The sequence below is a fragment of the Bacillus sp. NEAU-Y102 genome, assembly GCF_054788175.1.
Window position 1 is genome coordinate 1 of record NZ_JBTWFK010000015.1, and the last position, 19,686, is coordinate 19,686.

14 protein-coding genes, 22 tRNA genes, 1 rRNA gene and 3 pseudogenes are annotated in these 19,686 nt (G+C 38.2%); 32 read left to right on the forward strand and 8 right to left on the reverse strand.

What is annotated here, in order from left to right:
• Positions 1 to 8 precede the first annotated feature (8 nt).
• From rrf to ACYFX0_RS27735, 23 genes are all read left to right on the forward strand, one after another.
• Positions 9 to 124 (forward strand): 5S ribosomal RNA (rrf, locus tag ACYFX0_RS27625).
• A gap of 4 nt (positions 125 to 128) precedes the next feature.
• A tRNA-Val gene (locus ACYFX0_RS27630) sits at positions 129 to 204 on the forward strand.
• 4 nt (positions 205 to 208) lie between these two features.
• Positions 209 to 284 (forward strand) — tRNA-Thr (locus ACYFX0_RS27635).
• Between the two features lie 13 nt (positions 285 to 297).
• Positions 298 to 373, forward strand: a tRNA-Lys gene (locus ACYFX0_RS27640).
• A gap of 14 nt (positions 374 to 387) precedes the next feature.
• Positions 388 to 468: transfer RNA gene (locus ACYFX0_RS27645), tRNA-Leu, on the forward strand.
• Between the two features lie 29 nt (positions 469 to 497).
• Positions 498 to 572 (forward strand) — tRNA-Gly (locus tag ACYFX0_RS27650).
• 16 nt (positions 573 to 588) lie between these two features.
• Positions 589 to 677, forward strand: a tRNA-Leu gene (locus ACYFX0_RS27655).
• A gap of 3 nt (positions 678 to 680) precedes the next feature.
• A tRNA-Arg gene (locus ACYFX0_RS27660) sits at positions 681 to 754 on the forward strand.
• A 10-nt stretch (positions 755 to 764) separates the two neighbouring features.
• Positions 765 to 838, forward strand: a tRNA-Pro gene (locus ACYFX0_RS27665).
• Positions 839 to 853: 15 nt separating this feature from the next.
• A tRNA-Ala gene (locus ACYFX0_RS27670) sits at positions 854 to 926 on the forward strand.
• Positions 927 to 946: 20 nt separating this feature from the next.
• A tRNA-Met gene (locus ACYFX0_RS27675) sits at positions 947 to 1,023 on the forward strand.
• Positions 1,024 to 1,027: 4 nt separating this feature from the next.
• Positions 1,028 to 1,104, forward strand: a tRNA-Ile gene (locus ACYFX0_RS27680).
• A 17-nt stretch (positions 1,105 to 1,121) separates the two neighbouring features.
• A tRNA-Ser gene (locus ACYFX0_RS27685) sits at positions 1,122 to 1,214 on the forward strand.
• A gap of 28 nt (positions 1,215 to 1,242) precedes the next feature.
• Positions 1,243 to 1,319 (forward strand) — tRNA-Met (locus ACYFX0_RS27690).
• 3 nt (positions 1,320 to 1,322) lie between these two features.
• A tRNA-Asp gene (locus ACYFX0_RS27695) sits at positions 1,323 to 1,398 on the forward strand.
• A gap of 9 nt (positions 1,399 to 1,407) precedes the next feature.
• A tRNA-Phe gene (locus ACYFX0_RS27700) sits at positions 1,408 to 1,483 on the forward strand.
• Between the two features lie 14 nt (positions 1,484 to 1,497).
• A tRNA-Thr gene (locus ACYFX0_RS27705) sits at positions 1,498 to 1,573 on the forward strand.
• A 10-nt stretch (positions 1,574 to 1,583) separates the two neighbouring features.
• Positions 1,584 to 1,659 (forward strand) — tRNA-Lys (locus ACYFX0_RS27710).
• A 13-nt stretch (positions 1,660 to 1,672) separates the two neighbouring features.
• A tRNA-Gly gene (locus tag ACYFX0_RS27715) sits at positions 1,673 to 1,743 on the forward strand.
• Between the two features lie 10 nt (positions 1,744 to 1,753).
• Positions 1,754 to 1,830 (forward strand) — tRNA-Ile (locus ACYFX0_RS27720).
• Between the two features lie 7 nt (positions 1,831 to 1,837).
• A tRNA-Asn gene (locus ACYFX0_RS27725) sits at positions 1,838 to 1,912 on the forward strand.
• A 7-nt stretch (positions 1,913 to 1,919) separates the two neighbouring features.
• A tRNA-Ser gene (locus tag ACYFX0_RS27730) sits at positions 1,920 to 2,010 on the forward strand.
• A gap of 5 nt (positions 2,011 to 2,015) precedes the next feature.
• Positions 2,016 to 2,087: transfer RNA gene (locus ACYFX0_RS27735), tRNA-Glu, on the forward strand.
• A 146-nt stretch (positions 2,088 to 2,233) separates the two neighbouring features.
• Here the strand turns inward: ACYFX0_RS27735 and ACYFX0_RS27740 are convergent.
• Positions 2,234 to 3,457, reverse strand: coding sequence for an MFS transporter (locus ACYFX0_RS27740; RefSeq protein WP_086397235.1), 1,224 nt, complete (start codon positions 3,455 to 3,457; stop codon positions 2,234 to 2,236).
• A gap of 323 nt (positions 3,458 to 3,780) precedes the next feature.
• On the opposite strand from ACYFX0_RS27740, the gene ACYFX0_RS27745 reads away from it, so the two are divergent.
• Positions 3,781 to 4,380: a TetR/AcrR family transcriptional regulator gene (locus tag ACYFX0_RS27745; protein WP_074791062.1), complete on the forward strand. Its 600-nt coding sequence runs from the start codon at positions 3,781 to 3,783 to the stop codon at positions 4,378 to 4,380.
• A 464-nt stretch (positions 4,381 to 4,844) separates the two neighbouring features.
• On the forward strand, positions 4,845 to 5,789 hold the full coding sequence (locus tag ACYFX0_RS27750; protein WP_000715339.1) for an L-lactate dehydrogenase: 945 nt from the start codon (positions 4,845 to 4,847) through the stop codon (positions 5,787 to 5,789).
• A 174-nt stretch (positions 5,790 to 5,963) separates the two neighbouring features.
• Here the strand turns inward: ACYFX0_RS27750 and ACYFX0_RS27755 are convergent.
• A pseudogene (locus tag ACYFX0_RS27755) lies at positions 5,964 to 6,317 on the reverse strand (dockerin type I domain-containing protein); the annotation flags it as partial.
• Positions 6,308 to 6,430 (reverse strand): annotated as a pseudogene (locus ACYFX0_RS27760) (TasA family protein); the annotation flags it as partial. The pseudogenes ACYFX0_RS27760 and ACYFX0_RS27755, both read right to left, overlap by 10 nt.
• Positions 6,431 to 6,899: 469 nt before the next feature.
• Between ACYFX0_RS27760 and glgB the strand changes: the two are divergent.
• The 5 genes from glgB to glgP all read left to right on the forward strand — a co-directional run bounded on the left by glgB (position 6,900) and on the right by glgP (position 14,939).
• Complete coding sequence (glgB, locus tag ACYFX0_RS27765; RefSeq protein WP_106082361.1) at positions 6,900 to 8,837, forward strand: 1,4-alpha-glucan branching protein GlgB; 1,938 nt, start codon at positions 6,900 to 6,902, stop codon at positions 8,835 to 8,837.
• A complete protein-coding gene (gene glgC, locus ACYFX0_RS27770; protein ID WP_000057602.1) occupies positions 8,785 to 9,915 on the forward strand; it encodes a glucose-1-phosphate adenylyltransferase in 1,131 nt (376 codons plus the stop codon). The genes glgB and glgC overlap by 53 nt, the downstream gene beginning before the upstream one ends.
• An 18-nt stretch (positions 9,916 to 9,933) precedes the next feature.
• On the forward strand, positions 9,934 to 10,968 hold the full coding sequence (gene glgD / locus ACYFX0_RS27775; RefSeq protein WP_000504159.1) for a glucose-1-phosphate adenylyltransferase subunit GlgD: 1,035 nt from the start codon (positions 9,934 to 9,936) through the stop codon (positions 10,966 to 10,968).
• Positions 10,969 to 11,081: 113 nt separating this feature from the next.
• Positions 11,082 to 12,512, forward strand: coding sequence for a glycogen synthase GlgA (gene glgA, locus ACYFX0_RS27780; protein WP_002081949.1), 1,431 nt, complete (start codon positions 11,082 to 11,084; stop codon positions 12,510 to 12,512).
• An 18-nt stretch (positions 12,513 to 12,530) separates the two neighbouring features.
• On the forward strand, positions 12,531 to 14,939 hold the full coding sequence (gene glgP / locus ACYFX0_RS27785) for a glycogen phosphorylase (RefSeq protein ID WP_106082362.1): 2,409 nt from the start codon (positions 12,531 to 12,533) through the stop codon (positions 14,937 to 14,939).
• A 314-nt stretch (positions 14,940 to 15,253) separates the two neighbouring features.
• Here the strand turns inward: glgP and ACYFX0_RS27790 are convergent, their stop codons facing one another.
• Positions 15,254 to 15,976, reverse strand: coding sequence for a lipase family protein (locus tag ACYFX0_RS27790; RefSeq protein ID WP_001260110.1), 723 nt, complete (start codon positions 15,974 to 15,976; stop codon positions 15,254 to 15,256).
• Positions 15,977 to 16,116: 140 nt separating this feature from the next.
• Between ACYFX0_RS27790 and ACYFX0_RS27795 the strand changes: the two genes are divergently transcribed.
• On the forward strand, positions 16,117 to 16,887 hold the full coding sequence (locus tag ACYFX0_RS27795; protein WP_106082363.1) for a MerR family transcriptional regulator: 771 nt from the start codon (positions 16,117 to 16,119) through the stop codon (positions 16,885 to 16,887).
• Positions 16,888 to 16,954: 67 nt separating this feature from the next.
• Here the strand turns inward: ACYFX0_RS27795 and ACYFX0_RS27800 are convergent.
• The 3 genes and pseudogenes from ACYFX0_RS27800 to ACYFX0_RS27810 form a co-directional block, all read right to left on the reverse strand.
• Positions 16,955 to 17,035 (reverse strand): annotated as a pseudogene (locus ACYFX0_RS27800) (TIGR00266 family protein); the annotation flags it as partial.
• 103 nt (positions 17,036 to 17,138) lie between these two features.
• Positions 17,139 to 17,288, reverse strand: coding sequence for a hypothetical protein (locus ACYFX0_RS27805; protein ID WP_000521642.1), 150 nt, complete (start codon positions 17,286 to 17,288; stop codon positions 17,139 to 17,141).
• Between the two features lie 213 nt (positions 17,289 to 17,501).
• Positions 17,502 to 18,284: a TIGR00266 family protein gene (locus ACYFX0_RS27810; RefSeq protein ID WP_001147844.1), complete on the reverse strand. Its 783-nt coding sequence runs from the start codon at positions 18,282 to 18,284 to the stop codon at positions 17,502 to 17,504.
• A 322-nt stretch (positions 18,285 to 18,606) separates the two neighbouring features.
• Here ACYFX0_RS27810 and cspD point away from each other — a divergent pair, with 322 nt between their 5' ends.
• Entirely contained in the window at positions 18,607 to 18,807 is a 201-nt protein-coding gene (cspD, locus tag ACYFX0_RS27815; protein WP_001193052.1) for a cold-shock protein CspD, read from the forward strand.
• Between the two features lie 44 nt (positions 18,808 to 18,851).
• Here cspD and ACYFX0_RS27820 read toward each other — a convergent pair whose 3' ends face one another.
• Positions 18,852 to 19,583, reverse strand: coding sequence for a yteA family sporulation protein (locus tag ACYFX0_RS27820; RefSeq protein WP_000957354.1), 732 nt, complete (start codon positions 19,581 to 19,583; stop codon positions 18,852 to 18,854).
• Positions 19,584 to 19,686 lie beyond the last annotated feature (103 nt).

A 19,686-nucleotide genomic window follows, 5' to 3' on the forward strand; every position in this document is an offset into this window, starting at 1 on the left:
GAATACAGTCTGGTAATGATGGCAGAGAGGTCACACCCGTTCCCATACCGAACACGGAAGTTAAGCTCTCTAGCGCCGATGGTAGTTGGGACCTTGTCCCTGTGAGAGTAGGACGTTGCCAGGCAAATGGAGGATTAGCTCAGCTGGGAGAGCACCTGCCTTACAAGCAGGGGGTCGGCGGTTCGATCCCGTCATCCTCCACCATTTAGCCGACTTAGCTCAATTGGTAGAGCAACTGACTTGTAATCAGTAGGTTGGGGGTTCAAGTCCTCTAGTCGGCACCAGTTTTAATTTTGAGAGCCATTAGCTCAGTTGGTAGAGCATCTGACTTTTAATCAGAGGGTCGAAGGTTCGAATCCTTCATGGCTCACCATTTTAATGAAATATGCGGGTGTGGCGGAATTGGCAGACGCACTAGACTTAGGATCTAGCGCCTTTGGCGTGGGGGTTCGACTCCCTTCACCCGCACTTTTAATAAAATATCTCAAACATGTCTTGCGGAAGTAGTTCAGTGGTAGAATACAACCTTGCCAAGGTTGGGGTCGCGGGTTCGAATCCCGTCTTCCGCTCCAATTTTCAATATGACATGCCGGGGTGGCGGAACAGGCAGACGCACAGGACTTAAAATCCTGCGGTGGGTGACCACCGTGCGGGTTCGACCCCCGCCCTCGGCACCATATGCGCCCGTAGCTCAATTGGATAGAGCGTTTGACTACGGATCAAGAGGTTAGGGGTTCGACTCCTCTCGGGCGCGCTTTTATTAACGGGAAGTGGCTCAGCTTGGTAGAGCACCTGGTTTGGGACCAGGGGGTCGCAGGTTCAAATCCTGTCTTCCCGATATTCCCAAAAACATGGGGCCTTAGCTCAGCTGGGAGAGCGCCTGCCTTGCACGCAGGAGGTCAGCGGTTCGATCCCGCTAGGCTCCACTTATTTTAATATCATTTATGGCGGTGTAGCTCAGCTGGCTAGAGCGTACGGTTCATACCCGTGAGGTCGGGGGTTCGATCCCCTCCGCCGCTACCATAAAGGACCTTTAGCTCAGCTGGTTAGAGCAGACGGCTCATAACCGTCCGGTCGTAGGTTCGAGTCCTACAAGGTCCACCACTAAAGGTTTATATCTCGGAGGTATACCCAAGTTCGGCTGAAGGGATCGGTCTTGAAAACCGACAGGCGGCGAGAGTCGCGCGGGGGTTCGAATCCCTCTACCTCCTCCATTTTTTCTTAAATTACATATTATATCATCGCGGGGTGGAGCAGTACGGTAGCTCGTCGGGCTCATAACCCGAAGGTCGCAGGTTCAAATCCTGTCCCCGCAACCAAATGGTCCCGTGGTGTAGTGGTTAACATGCCTGCCTGTCACGCAGGAGATCGCCGGTTCGACCCCGGTCGGGACCGCCATTTTAATAAGGCTCGGTAGCTCAGTCGGTAGAGCAGAGGACTGAAAATCCTCGTGTCGGCGGTTCGATTCCGTCCCGAGCCACCATTTTGAAGTCGCAAGCCGGCTTAGCTCAATTGGTAGAGCAACTGACTTGTAATCAGTAGGTTGGGGGTTCAAGTCCTCTAGCCGGCACCACTTTCAAAATGAGCCATTAGCTCAGTTGGTAGAGCATCTGACTTTTAATCAGAGGGTCGAAGGTTCGAATCCTTCATGGCTCACCATTTTCAATTTTATGCGGGTGTAGTTTAGTGGTAAAACAAGAGCCTTCCAAGCTCTGGTCGAGAGTTCGATTCTCTTCACCCGCTTTTCAATTATGGGCCTATAGCTCAGCTGGTTAGAGCGCACGCCTGATAAGCGTGAGGTCGATGGTTCGAGTCCATTTAGGCCCACCATAATTGTTCCGCAGTAGCTCAGTGGTAGAGCTATCGGCTGTTAACCGATCGGTCGTAGGTTCGAGTCCTACCTGCGGAGCCATATTTATAGAGAAGTACCCAAGTGGCTCAAGGGGCTCCCCTGCTAAGGGAGTAGATCGCGAACGCGGTGCGAGGGTTCGAATCCCTTCTTCTCTGCCAGAACTGGCCCGTTGGTCAAGTGGTTAAGACACCGCCCTTTCACGGCGGTAACACGGGTTCGAATCCCGTACGGGTCATACTAAAAGAGATAGCATAATCTGCTATCTCTTTTTTGTTGTGTATAGATATAGAAGAAGCTATGACAGATTATAAATAATAAGTTTAAAATAGGATTACCTTTTCTCATACATAAGAAAAGGTAATCCTATTTTTTGAATATGTTTTAACTTTCTATTGAATGTTCATCTTGTTTAATAACAACATGACTATATGCGGAGTGAAGAGTTTTGTAGCCTAAAAGTGCAATAGTTAAGGCAAGGCCTCCTGCTATAATAGCCACATTAAATCCTACATGGGCTCCAAAGTTATCAATAACTAAACCAGCTATCGCTGATCCTAGGGAGACTCCAATTCCAAGTCCTGTAATTGCCCAAGTCATTCCTTCGGTTATCTTTGATTCAGGTACGATTTTTTCCACAAGCCCCATAGTAATAATCATAGTAGGAGCGACAGATAGCCCTGCAAAGAAAACAATAACTACTAGCCAAGTAATACTGTTTACAAAAACTAGTGGCAGCATTGTTATCATGGAAAGTGTGACCGCTATTAAAAACTGATTATAGGGTGGGGTATTGAGTTTAAGAGTACCGAAAATAAGGCCTGCCAGGCATGAACCGATTGCATAGACAGAAAGTACAAAGCTAGCAGCTACTGTGTTTCCTTGCTGCTCAGCAAAAGCTACACTAACGACATCTATTGTGCCGAAGATAGTACCTATAGCAATGAGTGTGAATACTAGTACTCGCAAAGAACCAATTTTAAATACTGTTCCGTTGTTTGTAATGTCGCGAGGGTGTACAGGCGGTTCTGTGCTTTTTTGCATAGTAAATAGGCATACCCCGATTGTAAGAAAAACAGATGATAAAAGTGGCCCTGCTTCTGGGAAGAACATAACACTTAAACTGACAGATAATACAGGACCAATTATGAAGCAAATTTCGTCGACGACCGATTCGAAGGAAAATGCTGTATGCAATTTATGGGATCCGCGGTATAGTTTAGTCCAACGTGCACGTACCATAGCTGACATATTTGGCATACAACCTGCACATAAAGCGGATAGAAATAGCGTCCAATAAGGAGCTTCATATTTCGTACATAGAAGTAAGAGGATTGTAAAGAAAACGCTAATACCTGTAGTCGGAAGAAGTATGCGAGATTGCCCTAATTGATCAGCCATCCGAGAAATATGAGGAGCTAGTAAAGCTGATGATAATGTAAAGGTAGCTGCAACAGCTCCAGCAAGCCAATAGTCACCACTTACTTGAGATAACATGGTAACAATACCAATACCCATCATTGATATGGGCATACGAGCTATAAATCCTGATAATGAGAATCCTTTTGTACCAGGAGCACTGAAAATCTCACGGTAGGAATTAAACATGATAATCACCACAATATTTGACGTGTACATATACATTCTTCATTCTTTTAACTCCTCCTCTGTTTCATTAATACCTTCTATAAAAAGGGACAGTGAGTCAATGTAGGGTATAGGTAAGAAGTTATATTATCTTGTAAGCTAGAAATAATTGACATACGCACCGTATGCCAATATCATATTAACATACGGAGCGTATGTCAATTGAAATGTTTTATCTCTGGATAGAGAGCCGATGTTTAAAGGAGTTATTCTTTTATATAGAGAACGATACTATAGTGCAATTCATTTTGAATAAAGAGAATGAATAGAAGTAGGAGGAAAAGATGATTAAAAAAACGAGAGCAGAAATGATTACTGAAACACGTGCTAAATTGCTGTGGGCAGCAAGACAGGCTTTTGGTACAGTTGGATATGTAAATACGTCTATGGATGATTTTACAGCATCTGTCGGTTTAACACGTGGTGCAATTTATCATCATTTTGGTGATAAAAAAGGATTGTTAGAAGCAGTTGTAAAAGAAATTGATATGGAAATGGATAATAAATTAGGGAAAGTATCAGATGAAGCGGAAGGAAAATGGGAAGGGTTTGTTGGGCGTTGTCGTGCATATTTAACGATGGCACTTAATCCAGAAATTCAGCGAATCGTACTTCGAGATGCACCAGCAGTATTAGGAACTAGTTATTATCAATCATCACAGTCACAATGTTTAGTGACGATGGCCGAGATGCTTCAGCAATTAATGAAGGACTGTATTATTGAAAAGACGGACTGTGAAGCTTTAGCAAGATTTATAAATGGCGGACTAGTGGACCTTGCTTGTTGGATTGCGAATTCTGAAGATGCAGAGGCACGGTTGTCTAAAGCTTTGCATAGCCTATCACTTATATTGAATGGTTTATTATTAGAAAAGAATGCATAATTTTAACGGATATTTTTTAATATATAGTAATGATTAAAAGGGAGGTGATAAAGTATAGGCTAATTCATTTATTTAACCGTATTCTATATAAGCTAATTGACGTCCATCTTGTAAGGGAATGATGTGATCAGTCAGTTTAATCTTATAATGTGATTACATTTTTTGTGAATGTTAGGATTTTTATTATAGAAAGTGAATTTAGTTACAGTGAGTAATTGAATCATACATTTTTATTCACAATCTAAAGAAAACACCTAATTTGGTATGGATTCCACACCTGATCTAACAACTTTACACTCTATGTGAAAAAGTTCACAAATAGGTCATAAATTGTGAAGTAATTCACAATAATACGTGCTACAATATGAATGTAAAGAAGTTAAACAACATTAAATTAGTATTTTAATTAATTACTTAAACAATCATAAAAAAATATATGTGAACAATAGAGAGGGGAAATTACCATGAAAAAAGGTATCAATCGTGTAGTATTAGTAGGAACAGGAGCTGTAGGTTGTAGTTACGCTTACTCAATGATCAACCAAGGTGTAGCTGAAGAATTCGTATTAGTAGATGTTAATGAAGCAAAAGCAGAAGGGGAAGCAATGGACTTAAGTCATGCGGTACCATTCTCTCCATCACCAACAAAAGTTTGGAGCGGTAGCTATGCAGATTGTAAAGATGCAGATCTAGTTGTTATCACTGCTGGGTTACCACAAAAGCCAGGTGAAACTCGTTTAGACTTAGTTGAGAAAAATACAAAGATCTTTAAACAAATCGTTCGCGGCATTATGGATAGCGGATTCGATGGAATCTTCTTAATCGCAACTAACCCGGTTGATATTTTAACTTACGTAACTTGGAAAGAATCTGGTTTACCGAAAGAGCGCGTAATCGGTTCTGGTACTACTTTAGACTCTGCTCGTTTCCGTTACATGTTAGGTGACTACTTAGATGTAGATCCACGTAACGTTCATGCTTACATCGTTGGTGAGCACGGTGACACTGAACTTCCAGTATGGAGCCACGCTACTATCGGTGTACAAAAACTAGAAACAATCTTAGCTAACAACGAACAGTACAAACAAGAAGACTTAGATAAAATCTTCGAAAATGTACGTGATGCAGCTTACCATATCATCGAACGTAAAGGTGCAACTTACTACGGAATCGGTATGTCACTACTTCGTGTAACTAAAGCGATCTTAAACAACGAGAACAGCGTATTAACTGTATCTGCATACCTTGAAGGTCAATACGGTGAGAAAGATGCTTACGTAGGTGTTCCAGCTGTTATTAACCGCGAAGGTGTACGTGAAATCGTAGAACTTGAGCTAAATGAAGAAGAAAAAGCGAAATTCGCTCATTCTGTAAAAGTATTAAAAGAAACTATGGCACCAGTACTATAATTAATTGCTAAATAATCCGGAAGTGGGGACCTGCTTCTTACTTCTGGATTTATATATAATTCAATATAAATTCCTTTTCCGGTTTCCCTTGTATATCCCCAATATACCCCTTTTGCTGGATAAGGGTCATTTATAGAAAAGAGCACTCTATTTTATATAGAGTGCTCTTTATGATTATTTTTTAGGTGTTAATCCTAACTTCTTTAAAATATCTGTCAGTGTACCGCTTTTTGATTTTTCTACAGGTGTTTGTGATTTAGATGCATCTGGACCTTTTTTCAAGAAGTTCTTTTCAACGAAGCGAATATCTTTTTCGTCGACAATTCCATCTTTATTAAGATCTCCGTCTTTTACAGTTAGTCCTTTTTTAATGTAGTTGCTAGCGATAATTTCAGCATCTTTAATATCGATTACTTTATCATCATTTACATCGCCGGCAAGGTTTTCGTCAGGTCTTGCATAATAATATTGGCCAAGCAGCTTACCGTCTTTTTCAGTACCAAGTTTCGTTGTTAGGCGGCTTGAAATGAGTTACTCGATGTTTCTGAATCACTGAAATAGGCAAATACACCTCCGAATGTAAGGGATAAACCAAGTGAAGCGGTGACAACTCCCATTCCTACTTTTTGTTTTAATGACATAAGAAAGCCCTCCTAGTTAAATTTTCATAGTGACCGTTCGCAACAAGGATAAATAAGTAAACATAGTAGTCCACTATGAATTATAGTTACGGAAGATCTAAGTTCTTTATTGAGAGCGAGTATATGCTTATGAATTTTGCATTTCAATAAAATTGTGAAAAAAATGTTGAGAAACATTTTTTTATGAAAGATTATTTTGTTTTGATTTTGAATGAAAAATAGCATGAAAAATAGGATAAATCTAATAAAATAAAGGTTGAGAAAAAATAATAGGTAAAAATATAGAAGAATAATAAAGCGTTTTCAATTAATATTCGTCAAAATTCGATATTTTACACGGAAATGTGAAGAAAAACTAACATTTTTAAGAAAAAAACGAATATTTTTTATAAATTAACAAGGATATTGCAGTTTTTCGCAGAAATAGTTAAAGTATAAAAAATTCTGTCATCTAAGTGAGGTGAGCATATTGAGTGTAATAAATTGTGAAGAAGTGAAACGAGATGAGTTTCATACAGAAAAGTACTATGAAAGTTATAACATCTTTGGCGCACATGTTGTGACGGAAGATGAGATTCAAGGGGTACGATTTACAGTGTGGGCTCCTCATGCGAAAGCAATGAGTGTTGTTGGAGATTTTAATGAGTGGGATTATGAGCAACATAAAATGCTACAAGTGACAGAAGAAGGCATTTGGTCCTTGTTTATACCGCATATTAAAGCAGGAGAAATATATAAATATGCGATTGAAACGTTGGCTGGTGACGTCATTTTAAAGGCAGATCCGTATGCTGTATATGCAGAAGTAAGACCGAATACGGCATCTGTAGTTTTTGATATAAAGGGATATGAATGGAATGATAAAAACTGGACTCGTAAGAAAAAGAAAAAAACGATTTATAAAGAAGCGATGACAGTTTATGAATTACATTTTGGTTCTTGGAAAAAGAAAGAAGATGGAACGCTGTATTCTTACAGGGAAATGGTAGAAGAGCTCATCCCGTATGTGGTGGAACATCAATTTACACATATTGAAATTATGCCGCTTGTTGAGCATCCATATGATCGTTCTTGGGGATATCAAGGAACGGGATATTATGCAGCGACGAGTAGATTTGGTACGCCGCATGATTTAATGTATTTTGTCGACGAATGTCATAAATATGGAATCGGTGTCATTTTAGATTGGGTGCCGGGGCACTTTTGTAAAGATGCTCACGGTTTATATTTGTTTGATGGCACACCGACCTATGAATATAAAGATAAAGATGTACAAGAAAATCCAGTATGGGGAACTGTCAATTTTGATTTAGGGAAGAGAGAGGTACGTAATTTCTTAATTTCAAATGCGTTATTTTGGATGAGATATTTCCATATTGATGGTTTCAGAGTAGATGCAGTTGCGAACATGTTGTACTGGAATAAAGAAGGACAAGAGCAAAGTAATGAGCATGCTGTTTCATTTTTAAGAGAGTTAAATGAAGCAGTGTTTGCAGAGGATGAAGATTTTCTTATGACGGCAGAAGATTCAACAGCTTGGCCACTTGTAACAACTCCAACGTATGAAGGTGGGCTTGGATTCAATTACAAATGGAACATGGGCTGGATGAATGACGTGCTGAAATATATGGAGTGTGCGCCTGAATATAGGAAACACATTCATGAGAAAATGACGTTTTCTTTACTATATGCGTACTCTGAAAACTTCATATTACCACTTTCTCATGATGAAGTGGTTCATGGGAAAAAGTCGTTATTAAATAAAATGCCAGGTGATTACTGGGATAAGTTTGCTCAGCTTCGTTTATTATATGGATATTTCTTTACTCACCCAGGAAAGAAGTTGCTTTTCATGGGAGGAGAATTCGGACAGTTTGATGAGTGGAAAGACCTTGAAGATTTAGATTGGAATTTACATGATTTTGAAATGCATCGTTATATGCATGATTACTTTAAAGAGCTCATAGCATTGTATAAGCGCTCAAAACCACTTTGGCAGCTTGACCATTCACCTGAAGGCTTTCAGTGGATTGATGCTAATAATAATGAGCAAAGTATTTTCTCTTTTATCCGCCAAGGGGATAAACAAGAAGATGCGTTAGTTGTCGTATGTAATTTTACGAAAGCTACATATGAAAACTATAAAGTAGGTGTACCAGATTTCGAGTATTATAACGAGATTTTAAACAGTGATGCTGAGCAATATGGCGGTTCGGGGCAAGTGAATAAGAAACGTCTTAAGACGATTCTAGAACCGTACCATAATCAAGCAGCACATGTAGAGATTACAATTCCACCATTTGGCGTATCCATATTACGACCAGTGAAGACGAGAAAGGGGAGCAAAAAACAAGATGGCTCAAAAACAAAAGTGCGTAGCAATGTTACTAGCAGGGGGAAAAGGTAGTCGTTTAAGTGCATTAACAAAAAATTTAGCCAAGCCAGCTGTTCCATTTGGTGGTAAATATCGCATTATTGATTTTACGCTAAGTAACTGTGCGAATTCTGGTATTGAAACGGTTGGGATTTTAACACAATATCAACCACTTGAACTTCATAATTATATCGGAATTGGAAATGCGTGGGATTTAGACCGAGTAAACGGTGGAGTCACAGTATTACCTCCTTATGCGGAGTCTTCAGGGGTGAAGTGGTATACAGGTACGGCAAGTGCCATTTATCAAAATTTAAACTATTTAAGTCAGTATGAACCGGAGTATGTTCTTATTTTATCAGGCGACCATATTTATAAAATGGATTACAGTAAGATGCTAGATTACCATATTGAGAAAGAATCGGACGTATCCATTTCTGTTATTGAAGTACCTTGGGATGAAGCGAGTCGCTTTGGCATTATGAATACAAATGAAGAGATGGAGATTGTTGAGTTTGAAGAGAAACCACAATTTCCAAGAAGTAATCTTGCATCAATGGGAATTTATATTTTTAACTGGGCAATTTTGAAAGAGTATTTAGAGATGGATGCAAGAAATCCTGAATCTAGTAATGATTTCGGAAAAGATGTACTTCCACTTTTATTAGATGAAGGGAAGAAGCTAATGGCGTATCCATTTGAAGGATATTGGAAAGATGTTGGAACGGTGAAAAGCTTATGGGAAGCGAATATGGATTTACTTCGCGATGAAACATCGCTGAATTTAAACGATCGTAATTGGCGTATTTATTCTGTGAATCCAAATGAGCCACCTCAATATATTGCAGAAAAGGCAAAAGTAGAAGAATCGCTTATTAACGAAGGATGCGTCATTGAAGGGGACGTGAAGCATTCTGTGTTATTCCAAGGGGTGACGGTGGAAGAAGGTAGTATGGTTATTGATTCTGTCGTTATGCCAGGAGCAAAGATTGGTAAAAATGTTGTGATTGAAAGAGCGATCGTTGGTTCGGAAATGGTTATTGAAGATGGAACAATTATTCGTCCAGAAAAAAATGTCGACGATGTAGTACTCATTGCTGAAGGGAAATAGAAAAGGGGGATGAAATGAATGGGAGAAAAAATGTTAGGAATTATTAATGCAACGGGAAGTTTTCCTTCCTTAAAGAAAGTAACAGGGCATCGTTCATTAGCGGCGTTACCGTTTGGGGGCCGTTACCGACTCATTGATTTCATGCTTTCAAATATGGTGAATTCTAATATTCATAGTGTAGCGGTTTTTACAAGTCATAAAAATCGCTCACTAATGGACCATGTTGGTTCAGGAAAACAGTGGGATTTAGATAGAAAACGAGACGGACTATTTTTATTCCCGCCAAATTGCCAATGTGACCAAGATGAGTTTGGGTCTTTTGCACACTTTAGAAGACATATTGATTATTTTCTAAGAAGCAGAGAAGAGTACGTTGTTATTACGAATAGCCATCTCGTAACAGCATTAAATTTCCAGGCGGTGTTAGAGCGACATATACATACGGCAGCTGATATTACGGAAGTTTGCCATGAAGGGGTTTCGCTTCAAACATACGTGTTAAAGAAACAATTATTGTTAGATTTATTTGAGACATATAAAGATGTGGAGCAATACAGTTTATTTGATGTAGTGAGAGAAAAGCGCGGAAAATCACTGCATATTGCTACGTATGAGCATACAGGATATGTAGCTATTATTGATTCGATTGAAAGTTACTATAAACATAGCTTAGAAATTTTGCAGCCTGCTATTTGGAAGCAATTATTTAAGAAAGAAGCGCCGATCTTTACGAAAGTAAAAGATGAGCCGCCAACTCGTTATCTAAAGGGTGCAGTCGTGAAAAATACAATGATTGCAAATGGCAGTATTATTGAAGGGGAAGTCGAAAACAGTGTTGTTTCCCGTTCGGTTAAAATTGGAAAAGGTTCAATTATTCGTAACAGTATTATTATGCAAAAGAGCCAAATTGGAGATAACTGTATAATAGACGGTGTTATTATTGATAAAGACGTGAAAATTGGCGACGGTGTCGTATTAAAAGGAAACATCGATGAGCCATATGTTGTAGAAAAAGGAAGCGTACAAAACAGTACGATTAATAGTTATTCCTAAAGAATCAGTGGGGGCTTTTTCTCCCACTGATTAAAGTTTTAATTTAAATGAAAACTCGAAGGGAGGAAGCTGCAAGAGGAGTAATAAAAACTTTTCGCGCAGTGGGACAACAAGTGAATATTTTATTTGCAGTATCAGAATGTGTACCGTTTGTGAAATCGGGAGGATTAGCTGATGTAGCGGGTGCGCTCCCAAAAGAGCTGAAAAAATTAGGAGTGGACGTTCGTATTATACTTCCGAATTATAGTCTCATTCCGCAAAAGTTAAGAGATGGATGTACGTTACATAAAGTAATTAACGTCCCGCTCGGGTGGAGAAATCAATATTGCGGAATTTTAAAAGGTGAGCAAGACGGAATTACGTATTACTTAATAGATAATGAATATTATTTTAAGAGAGATTCTCTGTATGGTCATTATGATGACGGGGAGCGTTTTTCTTATTTCTCAAAAGCAGTGTTAGAGTGTATTCCGCACCTTGATTTTGAAGTGGATGTTCTTCATAGCCACGATTGGCATACGGCTATGGTTAATTTCTTACTTCGTGAAAAGTATCAAGATAACCCGTTATATGAGCGTATTAAAACGGTATATACGATTCACAACTTGCAGTTCCAAGGAGTATTTCCTTCTGAAGTGATGTACGACTTGTTAGAGCTTGGTGATGAATATTTTCATAGTGAGCAGCTAGAGTTTTATGGAAACATAAACTTTATGAAAGGCGGTATTATCGCTTCGGATCAAATTACAGCGGTGAGCCCGACGTATAAAGAAGAAATTCAATATGAATTTTTCGGTGAGAAGTTAGATGGATTACTGAGAAAATATAATGATAAGCTTAGTGGCATTGTAAATGGTATTGATACGAGCGTATATAATCCAGAAACGGATTCATATATTAAGGCTCAGTATGATGCAGAGTCATTATATGAAAAGAGTGAAAATAAACGCGCTTTGCAGCGTTATTTTGGTTTGCCAGAAAAAGAGGATACACCAATTATTTCAATGGTAACGAGATTAACGAAGCAAAAAGGTCTTGATTTAGTACGCACTGTATTCCGCGAAATAATGGAAGAAGATGTACAATGTATTATTTTAGGTTCAGGTGATTCGGAATATGAGCAATTCTTTGAGTGGATGGCATATGAGTATCCGGAGAAGGTAAAAGTTTATATCGGATTTAATGAAGAATTAGCGCACCAAGTGTATGCGGGAAGCGATTTATTTTTAATGCCATCGCTGTTTGAACCGTGTGGACTTGGACAACTTATCGCATTGGCGTACGGTACGATTCCAATTGTAAGAGAAACAGGTGGATTAAACGATACGGTACATTCTTATGATGAAGAAACAGGCGAAGGAAATGGTTTCAGTTTCACGAACTTTAATGCACATGACATGCTGCATACGGTTCACCGTGCAATTGAATTTTATCACGATAAACCAGTGTGGGAGCAGCTTGTAAAACAAGCGATGACTGAAGATTATAGCTGGAGGCAATCGGCTCTTGCTTATAAGGAATTGTATAAAAGTCTCATGGAATAACATGTAGGTGGTGAAAAAATGTTTACTCATGTTGAAAGTTTTAAATCAACTTTTCTAGAAAAGTTAGAGACGATGTATGGGAAAAGTTTCAAAGATTCTACAAATCGTGATCAATATAATACGCTCGGCCATATGGTACGTGAGTATATGAATAGTCAATGGATTGCAACGAACGAGAGTTATCGATCCGGAGAGCAAAAGCAAATGTATTACTTGTCTATTGAGTTTTTGCTTGGACGTTTGCTTGGAAGTAACATCTTGAATTTAGGTATTAGAGATGTATGCGAGCAGGGGTTATCTGAACTAGGGATTTCGTTACAAGAGTTAGAAGAAGTGGAAGCAGATGCAGGCCTTGGTAACGGTGGACTTGGACGCTTAGCAGCCTGTTTTCTTGATTCACTTGCATCTTTAAACTTACCAGGACACGGCTGTGGAATTCGTTATAAACATGGTTTGTTTGATCAGAAAATTGTTGATGGTTATCAAGTTGAATTTCCAGAACAGTGGCTTCTTCATGAAAACGTATGGGAAGTAAGAAGACATGATCAAGCTGTAGAAGTAAGTTATTTTGGCAGTGTTGAACCGCTAGAAATTGACGGGCGTTTAGAGTTTAGGCATACAAATGCAGAAGTCATTATGGCGGTGCCATATGATGTGCCGGTAGTAGGCTATGAGACGAGTACTGTAAATACACTTAGACTTTGGAATGCTGAACCAGTTCCTTTCCCGCAAAACTGCAAAGATATTTTGAAATATAAGCGCGAAACAGAGGCTGTATCGGAGTTTTTATATCCAGATGATACGCATGATGAGGGAAAAATACTTCGTTTAAAACAACAGTATTTCCTCGTATCAGCAAGTTTGCAAAATATCGTTCGAATGCATAGAGAAAGATATGGTGACCTTCGTCAACTACATGAAAAAATTGCGATTCACATTAACGATACACATCCGGTTTTAGCAATTCCAGAACTGATGCGTATTTTACTAGACGAAGAAAAGTTAACATGGGAAGAAGCTTGGCACATAACGACGCAGACGATTTCTTATACGAATCATACGACGTTATCAGAAGCGCTCGAAAAGTGGCCAATTCACATTTTTAAACCATTATTACCGAGAATTTATATGATTATTGAAGAGATTAATGAACGTTTCTGTCATGAACTTTGGGAACGTTATCCTTATGAATGGCATCGCATTGAAGACATGGCAATTATTGCGCATGATCTTGTGAAAATGGCTCATTTAGCAATTGTCGGTAGCCATAGCGTAAACGGTGTAGCAAAAATTCATACGGAAATATTAAAGCAGCGGGAAATGCGATTGTTTTATGAATTTTATCCAGATAAGTTTAATAATAAGACGAATGGAATTGCTCATAGGCGCTGGCTTATGAAAGCAAATCCACAGTTAACAAATCTCATTTCAGAGGCGATTGGAACAGAGTGGAAGAAAGAACCGATTAAGCTTCAATCGTTGCAAACAGTTCAATATGATGCGAGTTTCCAAGAGAAATTTGCAGAAGTAAAACAAGAACGTAAAGAGATTTTAGCGGAGCGCATTCATAATACAATGGGGGTTACGATTGATCCAAATTCTATTTTTGATGTGCAAGTGAAAAGATTACATGCTTACAAACGACAATTATTAAATGTTCTTCATATTTTATATTTGTATAACCGTTTGAAAGAGGATGCTAGTTTTACATTTTATCCGCGTACTTTTATTTTTGGAGCGAAAGCATCACCTGGTTATTATTACGCGAAAAAAATTATTAAATTAATAAACGAACTCGCAAGAAAAGTAAATAATGATCCGTATGTTAGTCAATATATGAAAGTTATCTTTCTAGAAAACTATCGAGTTTCTTTAGCTGAAGATATATTCCCGGCGGCGGATGTAAGTGAGCAAATTTCAACGGCGAGTAAAGAAGCATCGGGAACAGGCAATATGAAATTTATGATGAATGGTGCGATTACACTTGGAACGCTAGACGGAGCTAACGTTGAAATAAAAGACCGGGTCGGTGATGATAACTGTTTCATTTTCGGTTTAACAGCAGAAGAGGTTCTTCATTACCATCAAAATGGTGGATATCGTGCAAGTGACTATTATCACCACAATAGGCACATTAAAAAAATAGTAGATCAATTAACAAATGGTTTCTTTGCACAATCGGGTGCTGAATTTGAAGCGATCTATGATTCTCTCGTTATTCAAAATGATGAATATTTCGTTCTGCGAGATTTTGGTCCATATGCTGAAAGACAAGAAGCTGTTGGTAGAGCTTATGAGAACCGAACAAAGTGGCTAGAAATGTCGATTTTAAATATTGCACAGTCTGGTCATTTTACGAGTGATCGAACGATTTTGCAGTACAGCAATGAAATTTGGGGTATTGGTAATGCAGTTAAACAGTTTTAAAGAGGTTGCTACGTTGGGGGATATATTATCTATTTACTAACAAAAATTGATATTAATAAATAAAACGAGCTTACTTTTTTTAAGCTCGTTTTATTTATTTTGCTTAAGAAAGAAATGGAATAGTGGTATATATTATACCTGCCCCATCATACTCTCCTGTCGCAAAGTATGAAAATGTAAAGAAACCTGTGACCGTAAAAATTACAATAAGAAAAAGTGTGAAGATAAATTTTAACATGTAAGGTCCCCTCATCCAAAAATAACTTCATAGAGTATTATAGTATATGAATATTTTATTTCCAATTGTTTACTGGTTAAAAATGAGAAGTCAGACATGTTTTGTATGTTGTAATGGAATGATTATTTGTAATGGATTTTGTGTTTTTTGTAAATGTCATATTGTGATGGACGTGTGCATACTCCCAATCATGATCATTAAAATTTATGTTTCGGGGAGGGAGAAGTGGAACGACATCGAACAAGTTGACGAAACGAAAGCTACTAGCTACTTGTAGTTTATAATAATTTCGAAAAGCGATATCTCCTACTTTTGGGGAAGCGAATGAATAAAGTCCATACTGTGCGAAGGCAGTATTTATACGTGCATCTAATATGTGTAATGTGGCAAGCGCGCCACCTAGACTATGCCCAGTAGCTAGCAGTTTTTTATGTGCTGGCAATGATACGAGCATATCCATAATAGAATCACGGCAAGACTCATAAATAGAGAGAAAGCCGTTATGGACATTTCCACCATTTAAAGCATAAGGATAAGGTTTTTGATTGACAAGAGAGTCAATAATCCAATCTGGGTCTGTTTGAGTGCCCCTAAAGGCAACGATAATTGTATCCTCAGATTCTAATATAAATCCGAACCATTCTGTTGTTTGAATGGCCTTTCCTTGAAACCCTTGTACATATTGAAAACCATCTGGTATTTCGAAAATACCATTTTGTTTATATTGTTCATACGTTAACTCACAACAAGAAGCTAACAGTATGGCAGTGTCTTTATCAAAGGATAAAGGAGTACGCATTAAGGAAGCCCTCCTTAAGAAAAGGTATAGTTTAATATATGCAGTGAGGAACTTGATTCATTCTTTTGGAAAAAAGCTTGAACCTACAGTTACGTGAGGGAGTATGATTTTTGTAAACATATTGTTAGGAGGAGTGTAAGATGAGCAAAAAGGAAGGCTGTTCAATTGGTGAGTTTTCAAAGAGAACAGGCACATCAATACGGACACTACAATATTACGATGAAATTGGACTACTTAAACCTGAAAAGAACGTTAGCTCTGGTCACCGTGTGTACAAAGGAAAAGATATATTAGAGCTACAGAAAATAGTCAGTCTTAAAGTATTAGGATATAGTTTAGAAGAAATACGCGTCATGCTTACAATTCCAAGTTTGAATGTAAGTTTAAAAGAAACGTTGGAACAACAAAGAAAAGCCTTTGAAGAAAAGAAAAAACACATTGAAGTTTCGATAAAGGCGCTTGAACGAACAAGGGTATGTCTTGAGGAAGATGAAGAGTTGAATAGTGACATATTAATGAGTCTAATTAACAGCATTCAAAAAGAAAACGAACAAAGTTTATGGCTTGAAGGATATGTATCAAAAGAATTGGCTAATGGATTATATAATAAGCCGGAAGAAGAAGGCATAGCACTTGATAAAGAGTTTGTGCGTTTAGCAAAAGAAGTGAAAAGGTTATTTGGAAGAGAAATTGAGGATTCAGAAGTGCAAAAATTGGTTGATGAACATATGAAGGCGACTCTTAAGTATGTTGGTGAAGAGACAATGTATTCTTTAGGTAAATTAGAGAATGTAGAAGAACAATATAATAATATGATGCCATCTCCTTACACGGAAGAAGAAGAGGCATGGCTTAATGACGCGATGGAGTATTATATGATTCGAAATGGTATGTATAGCCCTCCGCAGTAAAAATAAAATGCCATATTCATAAACTTTAGAGAAATGCCTCCGATGTTTTTTGCATTGGAGGCATTTTTTACTCTTTTCCATCTAAAAGGCGAACAAGGCCACCTAATATACTACTTTCACCAGTACTTTATAATGCTGGGCTTGTAAGAGGTTTGAAAAAATAGCCTGTATATATTTGAAAGATGAATAAATCACCTATTTTCTTGTGTTTGTTCGTACTATATACAGAAAATTTCGGGAAACAAAACATATTATTTATCTGTTTGTTTTTGCTTCTTTTTCAAATACTCCGCACGCAATTGTTCAAGTTGCTGCTTTTTATCAAATTTGGCAGGCTTCTGTTTTTCATGAAACTTTGCCACAGCTACCTGACTTTTGGAATCTAATTGATATTTTCCCACTTTGTTCACCTACTTTTCTTGTCTTGAAAGAGAATCTATTCAATAAATATAATATACCTTATTTTACTGAAGTAAACCTTATTACTTTATTTCATCTGCTTTTTCTCGTTTGTAGACGTAAATTAAAACACCCTTTCACTGCATTACTGCAAGCAAGGGTGTTTAATTTTAGTATTATATTAGTCGATGGACAAGCCTGCATAAGGGCCCTTTTTACTCTTTCCCATCCAATAAACGACCAAGTCCACCTAATACACTACCTTCACCAGTACTTTGCGCTGCTGGGCTTGTAAGGCGTGCTGCTAATCGGCTAAGTGTTAAGGACTGAATCCAAACTGTTCCAGGACCTTCTAATGTTGCGAAGAATAAACCCTCACCGCCAAATAGAGCTGTTTTTACTTTTCCAACGAATTCGATATCATAGTTAATATCCTTTGTCATGGCAACGAGACAACCTGTATCAATGCGAAGTTTCTCACCAGGTTTTAATTCACGTTTATATACAGTTCCGCCTGCGTGCATGAAAGCGAGGCCGTCACCTTCAAGTTTCTGCATGATGAAACCTTCACCACCGAAGAAACCAGTTCCTATTTTTTTTGTAAATTCAATTCCAATAGAAACACCTTTTGCGGCACAAAGAAAGGCATCTTTTTGACAAACGATTTTCCCTTGGTATTCTGTTAAATCTACAGGAATAATTTTACCAGGATAAGGAGCAGCAAATGAGACGTGGCGTTTGCCGTGCCCTGTATTTGTAAATACAGTCATAAACATGCTTTCACCTGTAACGAGACGTTTACCTGCTCCCATTAATTTTCCGAATAGACCGTTAGATGGGCCAGAACCATCACCGAAGATTGTCTCCATTTCGATGTAGTCTTCCATCATCATCATTGCGCCCGCTTCTGCGACAACGCTTTCCTTTGGGTCTAATTCAATTTCAACAAATTGCATATCATCGCCATATAACTTATATTCGATTTCATGTGCTTGCATTTTTTCACCTCATAAATATGTAGTAATTATATTGTACAGAAGTTAAAAGAATTAGAACACTATAGTTTTGTTAATTTTCGAATAAAAGTAGAATGAAAATTTAAGGTTATACTAGGATTATAAAAAATGATGGAATGAAAGTGTTCTCATTTGACGTTTTCGACATAGCATGATATAGTGAAAACACTATTGAGCTACATAATGTGGTACGGAAATAAAGCACGTTGTATTAAAGGCTGTAAGCTTGTTATACATTCATGTCCTTTATATCCACCTTTTCATGTGGATTCATAGTTTCATTTTTATTTAGGAGGTACATGACATGCAAACAGGTAAAGTTAAATGGTTTAACGGCGAAAAAGGTTTTGGCTTCATCGAAGTTGAAGGCGGAGAAGACGTATTCGTACATTTCTCAGCTATCCAAGGCGACGGCTTCAAAACTTTAGAAGAAGGTCAAGAAGTTTCTTTCGAAATCGTTGAAGGAAACCGCGGACCACAAGCAGCTAACGTTACAAAAAACTAATTAGCTAGCGATAAAAAGCATTCCGATTTTCGGAATGCTTTTTTTTATTCTTTGGAACTAGATTCATTTGAAGATAATTCGCCCTTAAAGGTACGCTCTTCAAAGTCATCAAGCATTTGTTCATATTCTTCATGTTCCTCTGTAGCGAAAACTTGTGGGTTTTTCCCGTACATATCCGTACCGATAAAGTTTTCAAAATCCTCCACGTAGCCTACGTTTTCTTCACTATTTACATACATGCCATTATAGTTTTTTGAATCTTGTCTTTCTAAATCAGACGGCGTTTCAGATGTTCCGTAATTTGCGACATCTTGCCACGCATCTTCCGCATCGTACTCAACAGAATGGTCCTCATCATGCTTGTGGAAAGAAGGAGACAACACTTCTTCTTCAACTGGTCGTGTATTCATATTTAACTTATTTGTCGCGTGCTGGATGCATGTTGTAGCAGTCGGCATTGCTTCTAATCTTTCAAATGGAATTTCTTCGCCAGACACTTCGCAAATGCCGTACGTACCCGCTTCGATTTTTTGCAGTGCATGTTTTGTATCATCTAGTTGTTTATGCCAAAATTCGATGAGTCCGAAATCTTTTTCTCGTTCGTATAATTCTGTAGCCATATCACCTGGATGGTTGTCATAGCTAGACAGTTCTCCTACTGAATCGCGTTCAGAAGCACGATCTGTATTTTCATGAGTTTGTATCGTTTGCTCTAGTTCTTGTTTTTGTTTTTCTAAAATGGATTTAAATTGACCTATTTGTTGTGGAGTTAACATAGTCGTCCACCTTCCTACAATTCAGTTTCTTTACATAGTATGAGCGTTGAGAGTAGGAATTATGAGATGAATTTCAGATATGAAAAAGGAGCCGCATAAGCAG